Origin of the sequence: Leeuwenhoekiella sp. A2 (assembly GCF_047946655.1) — a bacterium.
GTDB lineage: Bacteria > Bacteroidota > Bacteroidia > Flavobacteriales > Flavobacteriaceae > Leeuwenhoekiella.
In genome coordinates this window covers 3,252,515-3,275,978 of the sequence record NZ_CP172311.1, presented here as the reverse complement: position 1 = coordinate 3,275,978, position 23,464 = coordinate 3,252,515, and the positions used below count along the sequence as shown (strand labels likewise).

Genomic DNA, 23,464 nt, shown 5'->3' with positions numbered 1-23,464 from the left:
AACATCTACTAATAAATTAACCCAAATTATTCAAATTATTGAAGAATGAGCTAACTATCCTTCGTCCCCTAAATGGCATTCTTCCTTTAAAATCAACTAACATGGGAACATTTTACAACAAAGAATCAAAAGGCTTAACCTCTATTTCCCTCATAATTATCTTTGTAGCTATAGTCGTTATCAAACTAGTTGTTAGTCTTACATAGCACAAAGAAACAGGTTTTTACTTTTTATTGCACCCGAAATATAAAAGACTGCAGCGGGTGAACATCTACACGCATTTTACCAAGGCCACTTTCAACTTTAAGTTCGCCATTTATTTTGCCATACAAAAGATCTGAAACGGAATATAAACCGTCTTTCAATTTCCATTGCTCTATGATATAATCGGGGATTTCCAGATCAAAGCCAAACGTATCATTGGCATCAAAATTTGAAACTATGATGAGTTTTTCATCTTCATTCCAGCGTACAAACGAGTAAACCTTATCGTTATACCATTCTGTATTGTAGCGATTATGTGCATGAATATCGGCATATTTACCCTCAAAAGCAGGATTTTTAAGGCTAATATTGAGCAGGCGTTTGTAAAAATCGCGTAATTCTTTTTCGTCATCAGATAATTGACCACCGTCAAAATTACCATCGTTCATCCATCGCTGATGGTGAGGAACGCCTATATAATCAAAAATAGATGTGCGCGTTGGGCTACCAAAACCAGCATGCTCTGCTCCCGGCTCACCTACTTCCTGACCAAAGTAAATCATAGTAGGCGATGTGCTTATAGTTGCAGAAACTACCATCGCCGGCATTGCCTTGCGCGCGTCGCCTGCAAAATCAGGACTTGCAATACGCTGCTCATCATGATTTTCAAGAAAGTGTAACATATTATGCTCAATATCTTCCTGCTGTTGAACGATAGATGCAATATAATCTGTACTGCCGTGACCTTGCATGATATGCTTTATGGTATCATACAATTCTACTTTATCGTATAAATAATCCATCTTCCCGCGATTTATGTAGTCTCGGTACATCTGCGGATTATAAACTTCAGCCAAAAGAAAAGCATCAGGATTTTTCATTTTTATGGAAGAATTCATGTAGCTCCAGAATTCTACCGGCACCATTTCTGCCATGTCATATCTAAAACCATCTACTCCTTTTGCCGTCCAGTATAAAGCGATGTCTCGAAATTTCTCCCAGGAATCTGGTACATTTTTATCTTTCCAAAACTCAAAATGTGCGGCGTAATCCTTCTCTGCATAATCACCGGGAAGGAGATCAAAATCGTAGCTTCCGTCGGGTTTTACACCATAATTTATTTTTACGGTCTCATACCAGTCATTAAAATCGGGTTGTGCTTTACTCGAACCATTACCTGTCCATTTTGCCGGATTTTCATCGAACTTTTGGTCTATTTCAGATCGATTTTCACCCCCTAAAGGCCGATAATTATGTTGCCATTGCGGAACCTGAAAAGCTTCTCCCGGGATGTAATAGAAATTATTATCTCTGGCATATTCTACAGAAGTGTCATCATTTGCTCCAAAATCTGAAACACCTTCGGGATTATTCTTTCCTTCATATTTTCTGGCAACATGATTTGGCACAATATCAATAATAAGTTTGAGTCCGTTTTTATGTGTACGCTCAATTAATGCCTGAAACTCTTCCATTCTTTTTTCAGGATCTACAGCAAGATCAGGATCTACGCTATAATAATCTTTAACCGCATATGGCGAGCCGGCGCGACCTTTTACCACGTCTGGATCATCATTAGAAATACCATATTTAGTATAATCTGTAATCACTGCATGGTGAGGAACACCAGTATACCAGATGTAAGTTACACCCAGATCTTTAATTTCCTGAAGTGCCTTATCTGTAAAGTCATTGAACTTCCCTACGCCATTTTTTTCAATCGTACCCCAAGGTTTATTGGTTATATTCTTATTACCAAAAAGTCTGGTAAAAACATGATAAACAACTTCCTTTTTGTGTGGTTTTTCGGTTTGCATTGGGCTAATTTTTTGAGGTTCCTCGCTGTTCTTACAGCTAAGGAGTGTCATTACAACCAGTAAAGTAACAATAAGTTTTTTCATTATTGAAAGTGCATTTAGAGCAGATCAACTATTAGGAAGACAATTTTGCTTATTACCGCAAAAATTATCTTTTAAAGTTCTAATATAAAAGGCGTTTTTGCCGGTATTTTGAGCGTTTTTTGCCATGAAACTACCGTTTTTGTCAATATCTCATTTCCTGTTGTACGGCCTTTTAAATTTTCAGAGAAACGGGTCATATCTATAGTTTGATCTTCAGTATTGTTATTTAAAATGACCATGACGGTTTTACTTTCGTTATAACGAAAATAAACATACACATTATTTTCGGGTATGTATTGGGTTAGCTTTCCCGTATGAATCACGGGGCTGTTCTTGCGCCAGTTAAAAAGCATTTTTGTAAAATCATAATAAGCTGCCTGTTCATCTGTCCTGCTTTCTGCCTTAAAAGCGTTTTGCTTATCAGCTTCCCAGCCTCCCGGAAAATCCTGACGTATATCGCCGTCACCATTAGCTTTATCGCCCTGCATACCTATCTCGCTACCATAGTAAATTTGAGGTATACCTCGTGTTGTAGCAATTAAAGTCGTTGCTAATTTATAGTTATTAAAGTCTCCTTTAAGTTGTGTATTAATACGCTGTGTATCGTGATTTTCGGTAAAAACAAGCAAATTATCGGTCGCAGGATATAGAAAATCGTTTACAAAATTCTCGTAGGCTTTCATCATTCCGCCGTCCCATGAAGCTTGTTCGTCAAACATCACGCTAATTGCGTCGTGCAGTGTGAAATCCATAACGCTGGGTAAATGGCTGTTATAACTCTGAATTTGACCAATTTTACTATTTTTTTGCCAATACGAAATTTGCGCCTGATCATGCAACCAGACCTCGCCTACAATATTAAAATGGGGATATTCCTGCATAATTGCCTGCGTCCATTTTGCAATACCTTCTTTGTCATTGTAAGAATACGTGTCAACGCGTAAGCCATCAAGACCCGCATATTCTATCCACCAGATAGCATTTTGGATCAAATAATTTAAAACCAAAGGATTGCTCTGATCAAGATCTGGCATAGAGGGTACAAACCAACCTTCTTCACAATATTTCTTATCTATAGCAGAAGTATGAGGATCATATTGGGTTGTCATTCTATAGTTAGAATTAGCATAACCGGGAAACTGATGAATCCAGTCATAGGTGGGTAGATCTTTTATCATCCAGTGTTCTGCACCCCAATGATTGGTCACATAATCCATTACCAGTTTCATATCCCTTTGATGCAGCTTATCTGCAAGATTCTTGTAATCTTCATTCGTACCATAACGTGGGTCTATCTTATACACATCGCTTTGTGCATAACCGTGATATGAATATCCTGGGTCGTTATCTTCGCAGAGCGGAGTACTCCACACGGTTGTCACTCCCAGATCCTGAAGATAACCAAGATGATCTGTAATACCTTTTATATCGCCACCGTGTCGCCCGCCTTTGTTATTTCTATCTGCTTTTTCTGATAAATCTTTATTTGAGTCGTTATTTTTATCTCCATTTGCAAAGCGGTCTGGCATCAACAAATAAATGAGATCACTGCTATTAAAGCCTTCACGCCGGGCAGAACCAGCATCTCTTTCTTTAATGATATAGGTTTTAAAAAAAGCTGTTTTACCTTTTTTCTGAAAGGAGAATTGATAATCTCCCGGCTTTAAATCCTGAGTAGAAATTGTGGCGAAAACATAATTAGGATTTTCTGTCTTTAGAACATTAAGAATAGTAATCTCTGGAGAAGTTTCTATTGTATACTCACTTATATTATCGCCGTAAAACATGATCTGCAATTGCTTTAACTGCATCCCGGCCCACCAGTTAGGCGGCTCTGTTTTTTTGACTTGGGAAAAAGATATAAACGAAATTAGTAATGTAATGGCAAGGATAGTTTTTTTCATACACAGCATATTTCACCTCAATACAAGGTGGTTTATAAAAGTTTGTGAAATGAAAAAAGTCGGGGTAAATATAGTTACATTTTCTTTATATGGAAGATTCCCGCTCAATTAAGGTGGTTTTAATCACGCGAGTGCTAAAACTTTCTTCCTCCTTTTCAGACTGTAATCTTTTAATTAGCATACGTGCAGCCACGCGACCCATCTCGTCACCATGCTGACTTACCGTGCTTATACCCGGTGTTGCATGTTGCAGCAAGCGACCATCAGAGAAGCCCACGATTGCAATATCTTTTGGTATTTGTTTACCTATACTTTTAATCTCCTTCATTACCGTTACGGCAAACAACTCGTTAACCGTAAAAACAGCATCTACTTCTTGTGAATCTAGAAGCTTTCTTATAGGTTCCTGGCAAGATTCTACTTCTTCTATGCGAACGACCAGATCAGGATTAAAATCCATACCATGATCTAAAAGTGCTTTAAAATAACCATGCGTACGCAAATGCCCTACACTTATATAATCTACAGTTGTGATGAGTGCAATTTTCTTGCGCCCTTTTTCTATTAGATGACTTACTGCATTATATGCACCCCGCGCATCATCTATGATCACCTTATCGCACAAGACCTGATCTGTGATACGGTCAAACATAACTAAAGGCATACCTTGGTTTTCAACCTCAATGAGGTGATTAAAATCGCTTTTAAGTTGAGTTTCTTTAGAAAGTGAAATTATAAAACCGTCTACAGCGCCACCGGTTGCGAGAGTTTCAATATTGACAACCTCCTTTCTAAAAGATTCATTAGAAAGACAGACGAGCACATTATACCCGTTTTTATTTGCTATCTCTTCCACACCATGAATTACTGAAGCAAAGAAATCATTGACGATTTCCGGGATAATTAGAGCGATATTCTTGGTCATGCGATTTTTGAGACTTATCGCAATATTATTAGGCTTATAATTGTAAAGTTTCGCGAAAGCTTTAACTTTCTCACGGGTATCATCACCTATCTCGGGACTATCTTTTAAAGACTTTGAAACTGTAGAAACTGAAACGTCGAGCTCTTTAGCAATATCCTTAAGGGTGATTTTCTTCTTCATAATGGTCGACAATTTACAATAAATCAAAAGTACGACCAGATCGAGGTTTCAAACGTTATCATAAACCATGCCTTTACAAAAACTTGTCAACACGAAACCGTTATAGTAACGCCCATTGTGCAACTCGCTTCTATAATTAACACGCAGTTTATATACATTTAGCCTCAAATGAAAAAAGTCACAATTATTTAAATCTAGACAATTCAACAATTATTTATGAAAATGCTAATTAAAGGAACATTTTTCCTGTGTATTTTGATGCCTTTTTTATCAATTGCGCAAAATACAGTTACAGGAAAAGTGGTCGATGCAACATTGCAACAACCTATACCGGGAGTGAATGTCATAGTAGCAAATACTACTAATGGTACCACTACAGATTTTGACGGAAACTACAGTCTCACGGTAAATGCAGGAGAACAATTGATTTTCTCTTATTTAGGTTTTAAATCTCAAACGATTTCGTTTACAGGTCAGTCCGTTATTAATGTTACTCTTGAAGAAAACACAGCCGAGCTTGATGCAGTGGTTGTTGTAGGTTATGGTTCTGTACGAAAAGAAGACCTTACAGGAAGCGTAAATCTTGTAACATCAAAAGATTTTAATAAAGGCCCTGTAGTGTCACCACAACAATTGATACAAGGTAAAATTGCCGGTGTATCTATCGTGAGTGGTAGTGGTGCTCCCGGTGAGGGCGCGAATGTTCTCGTAAGAGGTATTGGTTCTCTTAACCTGAACTCAAACCCCTTATTTGTAGTAGACGGTGTACCCCTTAATGATGGCGGTGTAGGTGGTACTAGAAACCCGCTTAATCTTATCAACCCTAATGATATTGAAGCCATGACTGTGCTTAAAGATGCATCTGCTACTTCTATTTATGGTGCGAGAGCGGCTAACGGTGTTGTTCTTATCACAACCAAAAAAGGAAAATCTGGAGAATTTAAATTCAATTACAGAGGAGTAACATCTGTTTACAATCCTATCAATACAGTTGATGTTCTAACAGCTCGTGAGTTTAGAGGAGTAGTAAATGCAAGCGGTAATGAAGATTACATTAGTCTTTTAGGTGATCAAAATACAAACTGGCAGGATAAAATATATACTTCGGCCTTTGGCAGTGATCATTCATTAAGCGCTACAGGAGCAGTATTAGGAGTACCATTACGTACTTCGTTAGGTTATACAGATCAAAGCGGAGTATTAAAAGGTGATAACATTGAGAGAATAACAGGAGCGGTAAATCTTACTCCTAAACTTCTTGATGATCATCTTAAAATTGAGCTTAACGCTCGTGTGGCTCATACTGAAAACAAATTTGCAAATCGTGACGCTATTGGTGCAGCTACCTCTTTTGATCCTACCCAGCCGGTTTACGATGTAAATTCACCTTTTTATGCATATACAGATGCAAATGGGAATGACGTGGGTTACTACACCTGGCTTAATGCAGCAGGAACAAGACAACTTAGTCTTGCTCCTACTAACCCACTTGCTCTTCTTGATCTTGTACATGATAAAGCGACAGTAAAACGTTTTGTAGGAAATGTAAAAGTAGACTATGAGTTACCTTGGGTTAATGGTTTAACAGCTACAGTTAACGGTGGTTATGATGTTTCAGACAGTGAAGGTTCTAAAGTTACAGATAACAATATTCCAACTGCAGAGACAGGTTTTGATGGTGCAAGAGATCTATATACTCAGAATGCTAAAAATTATCTTTTTGACGCGTATTTAAATTACAAAAGAGAATTTGGAATTCACAGTATAGACGCAACAGCGGGATATTCATACCAGCGATTTGAGTTTGACAACTTTTCAAGTAATTATAAGCGCATCGTAGACGCAGAAGGTGGTCTTAATGAAGATGCGTCTATTGACCAGAGATTTATAGACAAATCTCAAAATGTGCTTTTATCTTATTTTGGAAGAGTAAACTACAATTATGATGGCAGATATTTAGTTACAGCAACCCTGCGAGCAGATGCTTCTTCTAAACTGAATCCTAACGACAGATGGGGATATTTTCCTTCTGCTGCATTAGCCTGGAATATTCATAATGAAGATTTCATGACAGATGGATTCTTTAATGAATTGAAAATAAGAGTTGGTTATGGAGAAGTAGGTAACGTAAATGGTTTAGGAGATTACAACTTCTTAACGCGTTACGTATCAAGTACAACAACTGCTCAATATCAATTAGGAAATTCATTTTACCAGACATACAGACCAGAACCCATAAATGAGAATCTTAAATGGGAAATAGGTAATACCTTAAACCTTGGTGTAGATTATAGCATTCTTGATGGTCGCATTTCGGGTTCTGTTAACGGGTATATCAAAAAAACCAAAGATCTTATTTCAAGTACAATTGTAGATCCATTTACAAATTTTGGAAATACAATAAGTGCAAACATAGGTGATATGGAAAATAAAGGGCTCGAATTTGAACTGAATTTAGCCCCCATTAAAACCGAAGATTTTGAGTGGAACATCAATTACAATATTTCGTATAACGAGAACAAGATCACACGTCTTCCAGATGCTCAGGATGTAGGTGGGATTTCTGGTGGTGTAGGTAATACTGTGCAACGCCATCAGGTGGGAGCAGCCCCGTTCACATTTTTAGTTTACAAACAGATCTATAATGAAGCAGGTAAACCTATAGAGGGAGCCTATGCAGATCTTAATGATGATGGTCAAATAAATTCTAGTGACCGCTATTTATATAAGAATCCGTATGCTGATGTGCTCATGGGATTAAGTACAAACCTGAGGTACAAAAGCTTTGATCTCTCTGTGGTATCAAGAGCAAGTCTGGGTAATTATTCTTATAATAACATAGCCAGTTCTACATCGCTTAATACTGTATTCCAAAATGACGGAGTAATAAATAATATACATTCAGATTATTTAAATACAGGATTCAGACAGTTTACAGAAACTAACCTGTTAAGTGATTACTTTATAGAAAATGCTTCCTTCTTCAGATTAGATAATATAACCTTAGGTTACACTTTTCAGGAAGGTTTTGCAGGCCAACCAATGCGTTTTTATGCAGCAGCAAATAACGTATTTGTCATTACAAACTACAGTGGCCTGGACCCTGAGATTACCGGAGGTATTGATAATAACTTTTATCCAAGACCTCGCGTATTTGTATTGGGTGTAGACCTCAATTTTTAAAAAAACAATAATGAAAAAGCTTAATTATTTATTTATCGGTCTGCTCCTGCAAATAGTATTTACAGGCTGTGAGCAAGATTTAGATCAAACTCCTATAGATCCTGACCTTTTTACTGAGGTAGATGTTTATCAAAACAAGACTGAAGCTAAAGGCGCTTTAGCAAAAGTGTATGCCAGTCTTGCACTTACCGGTCAACAGGGCCCATCAGGACAAGCAGATATTCAGGGTGTAGATGAGGGTTTCTCACAGTTCTCACGTATGCTTTACAATTTGAATGAGTTAACTACAGATCATTGCGTGGTAAGCTGGGGAGATCCCGGGTTGCCTAATTTACATGAAATGACATGGGGATCTGGCAACGATTTTACTACAGCGATGTACTATCGTCTGGCTCAAGTGGTATCATTTAGTAATTCTTTTATTGCTAATGCCACAGACTTGCCACAGGACACAGAAGTAGATTCATACATATCAGAAGCTCGCTTTATAAGAGCATACGCTTACTACAATTTGATGGATCTTTTTGCAAATGTACCTTTGGTAACAGAGATCACAACAGATCTGCCTGTACAAAATACACGACAGGAAGTTTTCAATTTTGTAGAAAGTGAACTTTTAGAAATACAGGATCATCTTTTACCCAGTCAGGGTAATGAGTATGGTCGCGTAGATCAGGTAGCAGCCTGGGCCATGCTTTCCAGATTATATTTAAATGCCGGTGTATATACAGGGCAAGACAGATATGCAGAATCTCTTCAATATTCTGAGAAGGTTTTACAAAGCTCGTACATAATAAATACAGTTGACGGTAATGGAAATGGTTCAGCTTATGATGAATTATTCCTTGCAGATAACAATTCAAACGGGGCTCAAAACGAATTTATTTTTGTTCTCAATTTTGACGGAATTAAATCTCAAACTTATGGAGGTACAACTTTTCTGGTACATGCTCCCATAGGTGGTGATATGGACCCGGTTGAGTATGGTGTTAATGGCGGCTGGGCTGGTTACAGATGTACTAAAGCCCTGGTAGAAAAATTTGACTATGCAGCTACTGCACAGGATGATGATGGTCATCCTACAGCATGGAGCGATCAAAGAGCTCAGTTTTTTACTGAAGGACAAAATTATGAGATCAACACTATTGCTAATACATTTTCTGATGGTTATGCAATGGGTAAATTTAAAAATGTAGACGTTGACGGAGTTCAGGGAAGTGATGCTTCCGGTAATTTTGCAGACACAGACCTACCGCTTATACGATTGGCAGAGGTCTATCTTAACTATGCAGAAGCTGTTGTAAAAGGCGGCGGTGGTGATGTAGCAACAGCTACTGGCCTTGTTAATCAATTAAGAAACAGAGCTGGAGCAACTACCATTAATCAATCTAATCTTACTGCACAGTTTGTACTTGATGAGCGCTCAAGAGAACTACATTGGGAAGGCTTAAGACGTACAGATTTAATACGCTATAATCAATTTGTAACAAGTTCTTATTTATGGCCTTTTAAAGGTGGTGCCTCAAATGGTAAAGCTGTGGCAGACTATCGCAATGTGTTTCCTCTACCAGACAATATTTTACTTATAAATACAAATCTGACTCAAAATCCAGGCTACTAAAATTTATATATTATGAAAACAATACTAAATAAACTTCCTCTTTTCATTCTGTTTACTATTCTCGCCGCAGGTTTTATGAGTTGTGAGAAAGAAGACTACCTTGTTTTTACGGCACAAGCGCCTGTAGATTCTGTAAATTTTACTAATTCTTTTTCAGATGAATATTTACTGTCAAGTACCGTATCTGGCAATACTGCAGAACGATTTGTGTGGAATGAACCCGATTTTGGAGCTCCTACGATAATAAATTATGAGGTTGAAGGGTCTGTTACACCAGAATTTGAAACTATCGATTATAGTTCGGGAACATTGACTGAAAATAATATAGCCATTAAAGTAAGTACATTAATGGGTCTTGCTACTTTATTAGAATTAGATACAGATCCTACAACAACTAATGATGCTGGTGAACCTAATAATATGGGTGTTGTCTATTTTAGAGTAAAAGCTTTTGTAGGCACGCCTGAAGCTACTAATGGTGAGAGTTCATTATCTGACGCTGTTTCTTTAAATATTTCTTTAGTAGAAGATGAGTTAACCGGTGGTTCTGGCATTAGTATTTCTAACTGGGGAATCATTGGCTCTGCAGCAAATGACTGGGGTAATGCTGGTCCTGATCTGCCTTTCTACACAACAAATGAAGAAAATGTATTTGTAGCTTATGCTAATTTAAAGGATGGCGAAATTAAGTTTAGAGAAAATAACGATTGGGCTGTAAATTATGGTGACACCGGCGCTGATGGAACTTTAGATGATACAGGTGATAATATTGTAGTTACCGCTGGCGATTATAAAATCACTCTCAATTTTAACGATAATACCTACACTTTAGAAAATTATTCATGGGGTATTGTAGGCTCTGCATTCAATGATTGGGGAAATGATGGTCCCGATGCCAGACTATACTATGATTATACTACTAATACATTTAAAGGTGGTGTAAAATTGATGGAGGGCGAAATGAAGTTCAGACTAAATAATGACTGGGGTCTTAATTACGGTGACACTGGCGTAGATGGTACTCTTGATAACGGCGGTGATAATATAATCACAACACCCGGTTATAACGCTATAACCTTAGATCTGGCTAATAACAGTTATACAATAGAACCGGCAGAACTATATGGCATTGTTGGGTCTGGGTATAACGACTGGGGAAATGCAGGTCCTGATTTTCTTTTCACAGAAATACATGAAAGCATCTGGATGGCTCAAAACGTGACGCTGCTTGATGGTGCTGTAAAGTTTAGAATTAACGAAGATTGGGCTGTAAATTATGGTGATACTGGTGCAAACAATGTTCTTGACGCTAATGGTGATGACATAATCACAACTGCTGGTACATTTGATATCATGCTCGATTTTACAGATGCAGCAGCTCCCACTTATTCTATGATTGCCAAATAATTTATAGAACAGCTTACTTTATATTAAAATAGGAAAGGAGCTGTAGAAATACAGCTCCTTTTTGGTTAAATAAAGAATATGAAAAAAACATTACTTTTTACTGTGCTATTCCTGTGTTCGCTTTTCGCGAAAGCACAACAACAAACGGTGACCTATGAGATCACACCATCCTCATTTAATGAAGGTGATGAGATTACCATATCTTTTTCAGGTAATAGTATAAATGAATCAACATGGGGTATTACAAACCATACACTATACTTGTGGGCGTGGTCATTTAATCTTAAAGATGAAAATATTCAGGATTGTCCTTCTAATGGATCATGGACAAGTTCTAACGAATTAAACAAGCTAACTTATAACAGCACGATGGATTCTTACAGCATTTCAATTGTTCCTAAGGAGTTCTTTAATCGTGAGGACATTGGGAAAATAGGCTTTCTTATTAAAGCCAAAGATGGTACGGGAGATAAAAAATCGCAGGATATTACAAAAGAAGTAGGCACATTTCAGGTGACCCTTGATGCTCCGGTTCAAAATGAAAATATAGTTGCATCTGGCGATGTTTTCGCAGTAGCTGCCACAAGTAGCATTCCGGCAAATTTTCAACTTATAGCAAACGGAAACAGCGTCAATACGCAGAACTCCATAACTACTTACAATTATAATTACAGCATAACAGAGAATACAGATTTTCAATTAAATATTACCGAACCAGGTACCGCTAATACGGTTACTTATACTTTTAGTGCTTTCGTTAACCCAACTTCAATAGAAGAACCCGTTCCGGGCAATATGAAAGATGGTTTTAATTACGATTCTTCAAATCCTAATGAAGCGACATTTGTTTTATACGCTCCAGATAAAGAATTTGTTCATCTTATAGGTAACTTTAATAATAATGACTGGTCTATAGACAACACTTACTTATTGAAGAAAGATTCTGCAACAGATAGATTTTGGATAACGGTTGATCTAAGCCAAAATCCTGTAACTGATCTCGAGTATCAGTATGTGGTAGAATACACCATCAACATTGCAGACCCCTACTCTACATTAATACTAGATGAGTATAACGACCAATATATTGAGTCTTCTTCATACACATATATTCCTGCGTACCCCATAGGTAAAACTTCACAAGCAGTTTCATGGGTCTCTTTAACCGAAACAGAATATGACTGGCAAACCACCAGTTTTACACCACCTTATAAAGAAGACCTGGTTGTATATGAAATATTAATAAGAGATTTTGACGATGACCATAATTATCAGGATGTAATAGACAGGCTTGATTATTTGCAAGATTTAGGCATAAATACTATTGAGCTTATGCCGGTTCAGGAATTTGACGGCAACAACAGTTGGGGCTACAATCCGTCGTTTCATATGGCATTAGATAAGTTTTACGGTACGCGTAATGATTTTAAAAGGTTAATAGATTCTTGTCATGCACGCGGAATTGCCGTAATTATGGATGTTGTCTATAACCATGCAACAGGACAAAATCCATACTACAGACTTTACAATACAGATAATGGTGGTACCGCAGGAAGCCCAAGTGCAGACAGCCCCTTCTTCAATCAATCTGCAACTCATTCTTATAGTGTCTTTAATGACTTCAACCATCAATCTGCTGCAACAAAATCTTATGTAGAAAGAAGCAGTACATATTGGATAAATGAATTTAAAATTGATGGCTTTCGCTGGGACCTTACTAAAGGTTTTACTCAAAATTGCTTAGGAAGCGAAAGTTGTACCAATGCTTATAATGCAGATCGTGTGGCAGTTCTGAAAGAATATGCAGATATGCAGTGGGCGGCAGATGACGATTTCTACATTATTTTTGAACATTTAGGCAATGGGGGTAGCGCAACAGAAGAACAAGAATGGGCTTCATATCGCGCGACAGAAGGTAAGGGAATCATGTTATGGGATAAACAGACAGAAACCTATAATGAAGCCACAATGGGATATAGCAATTCTAACATTAACGGTATTTCATATAAAGAAAAGGGATTTAATACGCCTAAAGCAATGGGCTACATGGAAAGTCATGATGAAGAACGATTAATGTATAAAAATCTGGCTTTTGGGAACTCTAATTCTAACTATAATGTAAAAACTGAAAACACAGCTCTAGCCAGAATGCAGGCTGCAGGTGCTTTTTTCTTTACTGTCCCCGGTCCTAAAATGATCTGGCAGTTTGGTGAGTTAGGTTATGATGTGAGCATATTTACCTGTGAAGATGGCTCCCTTCCTACTCCTTATGGCAGCGATCAATGCAAACTGAGTATTAAGCCTGATGGTTGGGACTACTTAGATAACCCACAGCGTAAGGCAGTTTATGATACCTGGAGCAAACTAATAGCTTATAAACAAAAGGAACCCATATTTAAAACCGCAGACTTTTCTATTTCTGCTGCTGGTACTAATGGCCTAAAAACAATACATCTCACAAATGCAGAAGCTACAGGCACAGAAATTAAATATGTAACTGTAATTGGTAACTTTGGAATTGTTACGCAAAATATAAATCCGCAGTTTCAGGAAACGGGAACATGGTTTGATCTAATAGACAATTCTAATATTGAAGTAAGCAGCACCACATCTTTTATTAATCTACAGCCTGGCGAATTTAAAGTGTACGCCAATGAGCAAAGTAAATTAGATATAACCACACCTGAGTTTCCCAGTCGTGCGGCTTTAAAACTATACCCTAATCCTGCTTCTGGTTTTTTAAACCTAAATAAAGCTGTAGATCATCTGGATATATATGATCTGTCAGGCAAATTAATACATGAAGTTGACGCCGAAAAAGGAGGTAAAAACCAGTTCAATATAGACTTTCTAAAAAAGGGTCTATATCTGCTCAAAATCATAAATTCTGAAAAAATCGAGTATTTAAAACTGCTTGTCGAATAAAACACCTCAATAAATTAACATATAATTATAAAAAAAGGGAAAAACCCCCTTTTCTGATCTTCCCTATTACTATACTTTTATAACGCTGATAAACTAAAAGTTTAAAGGCTTTTAAAGTTTAGTTTTTAGGGGTAACTAAATTTTAGAGAAATTAATGATTTAGGGGTGAAAGGCATCCCGCGTGAGCGGGGTGTTTTTCTATTTTAAGAGGATCCTGATTATAGTAATAAAACTCTGAGGCAAGTTTTGCGGAATTAACCTTTTTTAGAAGAATTGAATATTAGCCATAAAAAAACCTGTGAATAAAATTCACAGGTTTTTCATTTTATGAGTCTTTTTTAATTTTTACTCGCTATATAAGCATCTACTTGTTCTTCAAGAACAGAAAGTGGTACTGCACCCTGCGTTAGAACAACTTCATGAAATTGCTTAATATCAAACTTATCACCTAATGACTTTTTCGCTTTTTCGCGAAGCTCGAGAATTTTATTCATTCCTACTTTATAAGCTGTGGCCTGCCCAGGCATTACTATATGCCGCTCTACCATTTTCACGCAATCACTTTCTGCATTGGGTGTATTCTCACGATAATAAGTGATTCCTTCCTCTCTGGTCCACTTTTTCTCATGTATACCTGTATCAACAACCAGTCTGCAAGCTCGCCACAATTCCATAGCCAGGCGACCAAAATCTGAATACGGGTCTTCATAAAATCCCATTTCTTTCGGAATATATTCACAATACAAACCCCAACCCTCAGTATAAGCCGTGAAATGACCATATTTTCTAAACTCAGGAATGTCTTTCAATTCCTGTGCGATTGCGATTTGCATATGATGCCCGGGAATACCTTCGTGATAAGCCAAAGCTTCCATTTGATATTTAGGCATTGCTTTTATGTCATATAAATTGGCGTAATAAATTCCGGGGCGTGAACCGTCTGCAGCCGGCGAATTATAAAATGCCTTACCTGCACTTTTTTCTCTAAACGGTTCTACACGCTTTACAACAATATCTGCTTCGGGTTTAACCAGAAAGAGTTCGTCAAGACGTCCTTTCATAGTATTAATGATAGATGTAGCTTTCGCCAAATACGCCGCTCTTCCTTCGGCTGAATCTTCATAATAAAATTGTGGATCGCTGCGCATAAACTCAAAGAAATCCTGCAGGCTTCCTTTAAAACCTGTTTTTTTCATGATGGCTTCCATCTCTGCGTGTATACGATCTACTTCAGAAAGTCCCAGCTGGTGAATTTCTTCAGCGGTCATATCTGTAGTAGTAACGCGTTTTAGCGCATTGTTATAATAATCTTCACCATGCGGAAATTTCCACGCGCCATCGTCAGAAGTTGCCCTTCGCGCCTGATTTTCAAGAAAACCTATCAATTCTTCGTAAGCCGGCTGCAAACTATCTTTGAGTGCACTTTTTACTTCGGTTAGCAGCTCAGATTTTTTAGCCTTGTCAATATCTAAATCGGCTATTTTTGCCTCAAAATCGGCTAAAACAGGCATTTTTTCGCTGGAATCATCAAAAGGCTGACCTTTTATAACATTCTGGCAATCTTCCAGAACTCTGTTTAAAACAAACTTAGGCGGTACGATCTGGTTGCTTTCGCGAATGGTTAACTGGTTACGCAATTCTTCAAAAAGCGGTTTTACACGCTTAATGCGCATAATATACGCTTCAGCATCTTCAAGACTGTCTATACGATGTTTGTTCATCAAAAACGTAGGCACCGTTGTATGCAACCCAAACATTTGATTTACCGGATAATTATAAAAACGGTACTCATAATCTTCAATTGCATTATCCAGATTCAGCTTGTAGATCTTATAACTCAACTGCGCAGAGCTGTCTAGAGCAACCGTATCAAAAGTCGTCGTTAGATATTCAAGACGCTCTTTATTGCGATCAAGATCTTCTGCCAATTTTTCTGACGAAATATCATCCCACTTATCGTAATTAGTTTTTCTACCCAGCGAAGTCTGAAATTGCGGCGAATCTGCTACTTCTTCTTCAAACTGCGCGTCAAGCCAAGAGTTCAGTTTTTCGCTCTGTGCGGCGATTTCCTGCTCAGAATAGTTCTTTTTTTCCTCTTCCTGGCATCCTAAAAAAGCGGTACAACAAGCAAGAAAATAGATTTTTACAGACTTCTGCATAGGCCAATATTTAGGGTTTAAGTACAGAAAATTCTATTGCAGAATCTCCATAAATGGTATGTGTTTGTTTTTTAAAATCTTCAGCTTTTGCTTTGTAGATATTAGGCACAAATGTCTGTGGATTTCGATCAATCAACGGAAACCATGTGCTTTGTACCTGTATTTGCATTTTATGACCTTTTAAAAAGGTGTGATTTACATCCTGCAATTTTATAGTAACCGGAGTTTTTGTATTGGGCTCAAAAGGTTTGGGATCTGTAAAGCTTTCGCGAAAGCGACCTCTCATAACTTCACTGCGCACCATCATGAAGTAATTACCCATTTTAAGATACTTCTGCGTCTCTTCATAATCTGGCGCATCTGGTGGATAAACATCTATAACTTTCACCACCCAGTCTGCATCTGTACCGGTTGTTGCAACCTGTAGTTTTGCCATAATATCGCCGCTTAGCGTCATATCTTCATCAAGAACTTCTGTTTCGTAAACCAAAACATCAGGGCGACGCGCTGCAAATCGCTGATCGTCTGTCATGTACTTGCGCGGAGTAAACACCATCTTGATATCTTCAGAATAGGGTACCGGTTTTTGTGGATCGCTGATGAAGGTGTTCTCAAAATCAGGTTCTGCTGCGGTTGCTAATTCCTGATCTTCTCCTAAATAGAAAGTCTTTTGAGTAACAGCTTTTGGTGGCCATTGTGTAAACGTTTCCCACTCGCGTTTACCGGTGTCATACATCATGGCTTCGGGCAAACCGCTTTCTCCTTTACCACCTTCTTTTAAGAAGTGATTGAAGAATTTTGTTTCTACATTTTGCTGAAAATCACGTGAGATATTATCGCCAAAATAAACATTTCCTATCGCTTGCCTTTCATTATCGCGTGCCCAGTCACCGTGACTCCAGGGGCCGTAAACTATGGTATTATAATTTTTACTGGTTTCTTCAATTTTCTCATACGTATTAAACGGGCCATATAAATCCTCAGCATCAAAAAGTCCGCCTACGATCATAACCGCTGGTTTAATATCTTTTAAATACTGAATGATTCCGCGGCTTTGCCAGAACTCATCATAATTAGGATGATCTTTAAACTGTTGCCAGAAAATATTGTCTTCTTTGTAATATTTGTCAAGATTTGTCAAAGGCCCTTCATCAAGAAAAAACTGATATTGATCTTCGCTAGGCAAATCAGGAAATTTGTACCACGCTTCTTTTACAGGCTCATCTTTCATATAACCAAACAAAGAAATCGCTCTCCAGTAACTTTCTAAAAACGCCCCGTTGTGGTGAAAATCGTCAAAAAAGAAATCAGAAATGCAAGCTTGTGGCGAAACCGCTTTTAACGCGGGATGCTCACTTAACAATGCATAAGTCGCGTAAAAACCGGGATATGAAATTCCCCAGATACCCACATTACCATTGTTGTTATCTACATTTTTTACCAGCCAATCTATAGTGTCATAAGTATCACTCGCTTCATCAGTTTGTTTACCTTTTTTATTAGGAATATAAGGGCGCATATTATCATACGTTCCCTCGCTATTCCACCGGCCGCGCACATCCTGCTGCACAAAAATATTACCTTCTTCTACCAGATATTTATTAGGCCCAATGCGATTTTTATAGACATTTTCGCCATAAGGCTGACAACTATAAGGAGTACGCATCATCAGGATTGGGTACTTCTTAGATTTATCTTTAGGAGAATAGATCGTGGTGTGCAGCAAAATCCCGTCACGCATTTTGATCTTAACCTCTTGTTTGTCATAATGAGATTTGACAAATTCAAGATCCTGTGCCTGTACGTTAAAGCAGCAAACAATGGCAAACAAGACCAGAAGTTTCAAGTAATTTTTCATATCAGTTTTTAAATTTGGTTATTCCTTCATCAAGCCAGGCGGCATACGTGTCAACATCTGGAGTATATCCTATTGGGTCGAGAAGGGGTTTTTCATCAAGATCGAGCAGCACATAATAAGGCTGGGCGTTTGCACCGTAATTTTTTATCTGGAAATCACTCCATTTATTACCTATGGTTTTTATACGTTTTCCGGTGGTTTTGCTGGTATATTGGTCAGTTTCCGGCAAGTCTTCCTGCGCATCAACATACAGCGAAATCAAGACTACATCATTTTTAAGTTTGCCTAAAACCTGCGGTTCTCCCCAAACTCGCTCTTCCATTTTACGGCAATTAACGCACGCATAACCTGTAAAATCGAGTAAAACCGGTTTTTTATTAGCTTTCGCGAAAGCTAAACCTGCATCGTAATCTGTAAAAGCGACAATGTCATGAGCACCTAATTCTGCATGTTCAGGAAAATCATCATCTGAAGCAATTCCACCTAAAGTTTTTGTGTAGCCTACGCCATAAGGAGCCTCGCTATAATTCATAGGCGGCGGGAAACCACTAATAAGTTTTAGAGGTGCTCCCCAAAGCCCGGGGATTAAATAGATCGTAAATGTGAGAACGATTAGGCCAAAAACTAAACGACCCACCGAAATGTGTTTTAGATCAGAATCATGAGGAAGTTTGATCTTCCCAAATAAATAAAGCGCTAAAACGCCAAAAACAGCGATCCAGATGGCAATAAATACTTCACGTTCCAGCCAATGCGCCTGCAAAACAAGATCTGCATTTGAAAGAAATTTAAAAGCCAAAGCCAGTTCCAAAAAGCCAAGCACCACCTTAACCGAATTAAGCCACCCGCCAGAACGGGGCAGCGAATTCATCCAACCCGGGAAAAGAGCAAAAAGCCCAAAAGGAATCGCAATTGCCGACGAAAATCCCAGCATACCAATAATGGGCGCGATACCTCCTTTTGATGCAGCTTCAACCAGCAAAGTCCCTACAATAGGTCCTGTACAACTAAAAGAAACAATTGCCAGAGCAAGCGCCATAAAAAAGATGCCTACAATACCGCCGCGGTCTGCCTGTTTATCTACCACATTTGCCCAGGAATTAGGCAACATGATCTCAAAAGCACCAAAAAATGAGCTGGCAAAAACTATAAGAAGCGCAAAGAAAATTAGGTTAAACCAGACATTTGTAGCCAGGGCATTAAGCGCATCTGCCCCAAAGATTGCGGTGACAATCGTACCCAGTAAAACATAAATCACCACGATAAAAATCGCGTAAAGAATGGCGTTGCGCTTTCCTTTTATTTTATCTGTGCTGCGTTTTGTAAAATAACTCACCGTCATGGGAATCATTGGGAAAACGCATGGCGTTAATAATGCTGTAAGTCCGGCTAAAAATGAAACCAGAAAAAGCGTTAATAATCCGCGTTTTTCATGCTTTTCATTCACTTTTTCAGGAGAAGGAATCGCTGCTACTTTGACCGAATTAGTTTTGTCTTCGGCGCCATAAGCTTCAAATTCAGAATAATCCTTATAAATCGTTGCTTTTTCACTTTTAAGGTCAAAAACAACATAAAATTCCTGATTTATACAGACATCTTTACAAACCTGATACGAGATTTGTGCCTTTACAAAAGAGGTTTTTGGGTCTTTTAAGGCGATTTTTTGGGTTAGAATGGCCTTTTCTGAAAAGAAAATTTCGTCAACATTAAAAACATCGCTAAACTCTGTTATCGTCTCACTTTCTTTTGTGGGGCCGTCAAGATTGTAAATATCAGGCTGACCCAGAAATTCTAATTCAAATGGCAACGGACCACCATCTGGAGTAAATTGAGAATAAATATGCCAGTCTTTTTCTATTTCGGCACTAAAAATAAGATTGTATTCGGTATCTGAAATTTTCTCTACACTTCCCTCCCATTCTACCGGGTCGTAGATCTTCCCTTTTTGTGTAAATGATTGTGCGTGTATGGCATAACTCCCAATAAGAAGAAATGCAAGAAGAAATTGTTTAAACATAAGTTGCTGTAAATTTTAGCAAATTTTGGGCGCCCGGTTTCACTTTATAACGCTCATCTGTACGATGACCTACCACCCAAATTATATCTTTGCCGCTGCAAAGTAACCAGGTATTTTCTTTATCTAAGGTTGAGAATTTTTCATCTTTAAAAAATTTGCTCACCTTCTTTTTCCCGCGCATCCCAAAAGGATAAAAATAGTCGGCTTCCTGCCATTTTCTTAAGATAAGCGGGTATTTTAACATTTCTTTATCAAAAATCGCTGTCGTATTTTCAACGTTCAAAATCGAATCAACCACCTCGATTGAGAGGTTTATATTTTCTATCTCAAAATGATTAACGTTCTCATCAAGCTTAAAGGTATTTATGGTTCCTCCTTTTTCTTCTGTAAGCAGTAAAAAGTCACGGTCTTTAATCAACCGGTAACTTCCTGACGAAATGTATTTGCCAGACTGCGCATTTAACAACTCATAAATATCATCCCAAGCCGTAAAATCAAAATCCTTGAGCAATTGATAAAGCACCGCTTTTGTGTTTGGCACTTCTTTTAAAGCCGAAATATTAAGTTGGTAACCTTTAAAAGTTTCAGTTACTATTTTTGAATATAAAAGCGCTGTATAATCCTGAAGTAAAGTAGCACTTTCCTGCAGGTGCTTTTGAGTTTTGGCAAATTGCTCTAAAAACTGCGGAGCACCTTCTTCAAGTGGCGGAATCACATGATGCCGAATATGATTACGCAAATATTTATCTGAAAAATTGCTGCTGTCTTCCCGCCATTCTATGTTATTTTCTGAAATAAATTGATCGATTTGCTTTCGCGAAAACGGTAAAAATGGCCTTAAAATCCGATTAATTTGTACCGGAATTCCGGTTAAGCCATCAAGCCCGGAAGCTCTGTTTATATTGATCAAAAAGGTTTCCAGATCGTCCTGAGCATGGTGAGCCGTTAGAACATAATCGTAATTAAGCGAACTGCTAAGCTCTTCAAACCAGGCGTACCGCAATTCGCGCGCTGCCATTTGTACAGAAATGCCTTCTGCTGCAGCAAAACCTTCGGTATCAAAGCGCTGGGTGAAAACTTCGATGTCAAATTTCTCACCCAGCTCTTCTACAAACACGGCATCACCGTCGCTTTCTGCAGCACGCAGGTTAAAGTTACAATGGGCAATAGCGAAATTAAGCCGCAGTTCATGCAGCAAATAAACCAATGCTACACTGTCGCGACCACCACTTACGGCAACTAAAAATTTAGATTGTTGCAAAAACGGAAATCGCTGCTCTATGTGATTTTTAAAGGCTTCTTTCATTGTTGCTCAAAGATACAAGAGAAAAAAGATTTAGGAAGTGGGAAATGAAATATGTTGAAGGTGGGAAGTGGGAAGTGGGAAGTTAAACGAAAATACAAATATGAAATCCTATGTCATACTGAGCCTGTCGAAGTAAAAAAATATTGCGCCAAAGACATCGTCATGCTGAATTCATTTCAGCATCGCACTTGCTGTTCAGACTTCTTGATGCGACCTAACGATAATCTACTCCAAAACCTCACGCATAGCTTTCGCTTTCAGCAAACATTCTTCATATTCCTTTTCCGGTATTGATTGTGCGGTGATTGCGCTACCTACTGAAAAAGAAATGTAGTTCTTCTGCGCGTTGTACAAAATACTGCGAATTACCACATTAAAGTCAAAATCGCCCTGTGGCGTAAAATATCCCACAGAACCGCTGTATAATCCGCGTTTTGAGACTTCCAGTTCTTCTATAATTTGCATCGCTGAAAGTTTAGGCGCACCGGTCATACTGCCCATGGGGAAAGTGGTTTCTAGTATTTCGACAGGATCAATATTTTCCGGTACTTGCGATGTTATGGTGCTAATCATTTGATGCACCTGTTTAAATGAATAAACCCCGCATAATTCTTCAACCTGCACGCTTCCTTTTAAGGCCGTTCTTGACAAATCGTTGCGCACCAGGTCTGTTATCATGATATTTTCGGTGCGCTCTTTGGGGTCTGCTTCTAATGCTTTCGCGAAAGCGGAATCTTCTTCTTTATTTTCACTTCTGGGAGCTGTTCCCTTTATGGGCTGACTTATAATTTTATCACCCACCTTTTTTAAATAACGTTCTGGAGATGAGCATAGCAAATAATTGTCGTCGAACTTGAAAAAACTGGCAAAAGGTGCCAAAGAAATGGCATTTAAGTGCCTAAAAGTAGCCACTGGATTTATTTTACCATTTGCATAAAATTCCTGGCAAAAATTGGCTTCATAAATATCACCGCGATGAATATGATCAAGCATTTTTGTAACCCGAGCGTGATAATCATCTTTATGAATACGCAGTTTTACTTTGAGATTTTCAGCTTTTTTATCCGATTTTTGCGCTGTTTTAGTCGATTTTATCGATTGCCAATCGGTTTTAATTTCATGAGCAACTTCAGGCAAATAGTGAAAACTGAGAATATTCTCGTGAATAAGAAACAACTTTTTAGGCTGAAAGAAAAAGAGATCAGGAAAATCGAGTTCGTCATGATTATTAGACTGCAAATCTTCTAATTCATTCTTAAGATCGTAACCCAAAAAGCCCAAAATAAAATCTTCAGTTTGAGATCTATATTGCGCAAGAGCGTCAAAATTGTCTTTTGAAGTGGCATGCAACGAACTTTTTGCATCAACGCCGAGAAGAAATGTAAAACTGCTGTATTTATCTAAAGAATTGTTTGAATCTAGTAGGCAAACTTCATTAAACTGCTGCGCCCAGAGCAAAAGCTGAAGCTTGATCGCATCGATATTTTCAATCGTAAAATTTTGAATGCTGCGCATAAGGCGGCAAAATTACCATATTTAAGGTATTAAAATAAAGAAACCGTTCTATCATATAGATAAAACGGTTTCTCAATTTCCAAAAGAGGTTTTTATCAAACGTTTTGAAAATAAAATTATATTATGCTAATTACATTTTTTCAATTTCAGAACGAAGTTCTGATTTTGTTTTGCCGGTTTTTTCTTCAAGACGGCCTAACATTTCGTCAAATTTACCTTCAGCAAAAGTAGAATCGTCATCTGTGACCTTACCATACTTTTGTTTGAATTTACCTTTTACTTGTTTCCACTTTCCTTCTATTTCCTGATTGTTCATAATTTGATTTTTTATTGTTAATTATAATACTCTAAATTACCAG

13 protein-coding genes are annotated in these 23,464 nt (G+C 37.9%); 4 read left to right on the top strand and 9 right to left on the bottom strand.

All coding sequences use genetic code 11. The features are described 5' to 3' along the window. Window positions 1-230 precede the first annotated feature (230 nt). From ACH3PA_RS14400 to ACH3PA_RS14390, 3 genes are all read right to left on the bottom strand, one after another. Complete coding sequence (locus ACH3PA_RS14400) at window positions 231-2,105, bottom strand: alpha-amylase family glycosyl hydrolase (RefSeq protein ID WP_416442967.1); 1,875 nt, start codon at window positions 2,103-2,105, stop codon at window positions 231-233. 71 nt (window positions 2,106-2,176) lie between these two features. After that, window positions 2,177-4,009: a glycoside hydrolase family 13 protein gene (locus ACH3PA_RS14395; RefSeq protein ID WP_416448262.1), complete on the bottom strand. Its 1,833-nt coding sequence runs from the start codon at window positions 4,007-4,009 to the stop codon at window positions 2,177-2,179. Between the two features lie 85 nt (window positions 4,010-4,094). Next, window positions 4,095-5,114, bottom strand: a complete 1,020-nt coding sequence (locus ACH3PA_RS14390) for a LacI family DNA-binding transcriptional regulator (protein ID WP_416442971.1) — start codon at window positions 5,112-5,114, stop codon at window positions 4,095-4,097. 216 nt (window positions 5,115-5,330) lie between these two features. Here ACH3PA_RS14390 and ACH3PA_RS14385 point away from each other — a divergent pair, with 216 nt between their 5' ends. The 4 genes from ACH3PA_RS14385 to ACH3PA_RS14370 all read left to right on the top strand — a co-directional run bounded on the left by ACH3PA_RS14385 (window position 5,331) and on the right by ACH3PA_RS14370 (window position 14,250). After that, window positions 5,331-8,297: a SusC/RagA family TonB-linked outer membrane protein gene (locus tag ACH3PA_RS14385; protein WP_416442973.1), complete on the top strand. Its 2,967-nt coding sequence runs from the start codon at window positions 5,331-5,333 to the stop codon at window positions 8,295-8,297. Between the two features lie 10 nt (window positions 8,298-8,307). Further along, on the top strand, window positions 8,308-9,918 hold the full coding sequence (locus ACH3PA_RS14380; RefSeq protein ID WP_416442975.1) for a RagB/SusD family nutrient uptake outer membrane protein: 1,611 nt from the start codon (window positions 8,308-8,310) through the stop codon (window positions 9,916-9,918). Between the two features lie 12 nt (window positions 9,919-9,930). Further along, window positions 9,931-11,325: a SusE domain-containing protein gene (locus tag ACH3PA_RS14375; protein ID WP_416442977.1), complete on the top strand. Its 1,395-nt coding sequence runs from the start codon at window positions 9,931-9,933 to the stop codon at window positions 11,323-11,325. Between the two features lie 78 nt (window positions 11,326-11,403). Then, window positions 11,404-14,250 carry an alpha-amylase family glycosyl hydrolase gene (locus ACH3PA_RS14370; protein WP_416442979.1) on the top strand — a complete coding sequence of 949 codons (2,847 nt, stop codon included), beginning with the start codon at window positions 11,404-11,406 and terminating at the stop codon, window positions 14,248-14,250. 338 nt (window positions 14,251-14,588) lie between these two features. Here the strand turns inward: ACH3PA_RS14370 and ACH3PA_RS14365 are convergent, their stop codons facing one another. The 6 genes from ACH3PA_RS14365 to ACH3PA_RS14340 all read right to left on the bottom strand — a co-directional run bounded on the left by ACH3PA_RS14365 (window position 14,589) and on the right by ACH3PA_RS14340 (window position 23,421). Then, window positions 14,589-16,409, bottom strand: coding sequence for a DUF885 domain-containing protein (locus ACH3PA_RS14365; RefSeq protein WP_416442981.1), 1,821 nt, complete (start codon window positions 16,407-16,409; stop codon window positions 14,589-14,591). A 10-nt stretch (window positions 16,410-16,419) separates the two neighbouring features. Beyond that, a complete protein-coding gene (locus ACH3PA_RS14360; RefSeq protein ID WP_416442983.1) occupies window positions 16,420-18,267 on the bottom strand; it encodes a CocE/NonD family hydrolase in 1,848 nt (615 codons plus the stop codon). 1 nt (window position 18,268) lies between these two features. Further along, window positions 18,269-20,284 (bottom strand): protein-disulfide reductase DsbD family protein, encoded by a 2,016-nt coding sequence (locus ACH3PA_RS14355; RefSeq protein ID WP_416442985.1) that lies wholly within the window; start codon window positions 20,282-20,284, stop codon window positions 18,269-18,271. Continuing rightward, complete coding sequence (gene tilS / locus ACH3PA_RS14350; protein WP_416442987.1) at window positions 20,277-21,590, bottom strand: tRNA lysidine(34) synthetase TilS; 1,314 nt, start codon at window positions 21,588-21,590, stop codon at window positions 20,277-20,279. The genes ACH3PA_RS14355 and tilS overlap by 8 nt, the downstream gene beginning before the upstream one ends. A gap of 225 nt (window positions 21,591-21,815) precedes the next feature. Beyond that, entirely contained in the window at window positions 21,816-23,105 is a 1,290-nt protein-coding gene (gene pabB / locus ACH3PA_RS14345) for an aminodeoxychorismate synthase component I (RefSeq protein WP_416442989.1), read from the bottom strand. Window positions 23,106-23,235: 130 nt separating this feature from the next. Beyond that, window positions 23,236-23,421, bottom strand: a complete 186-nt coding sequence (locus tag ACH3PA_RS14340) for a CsbD family protein (RefSeq protein WP_416442991.1) — start codon at window positions 23,419-23,421, stop codon at window positions 23,236-23,238. Between the last annotated feature and the right edge of the window lie 43 nt (window positions 23,422-23,464).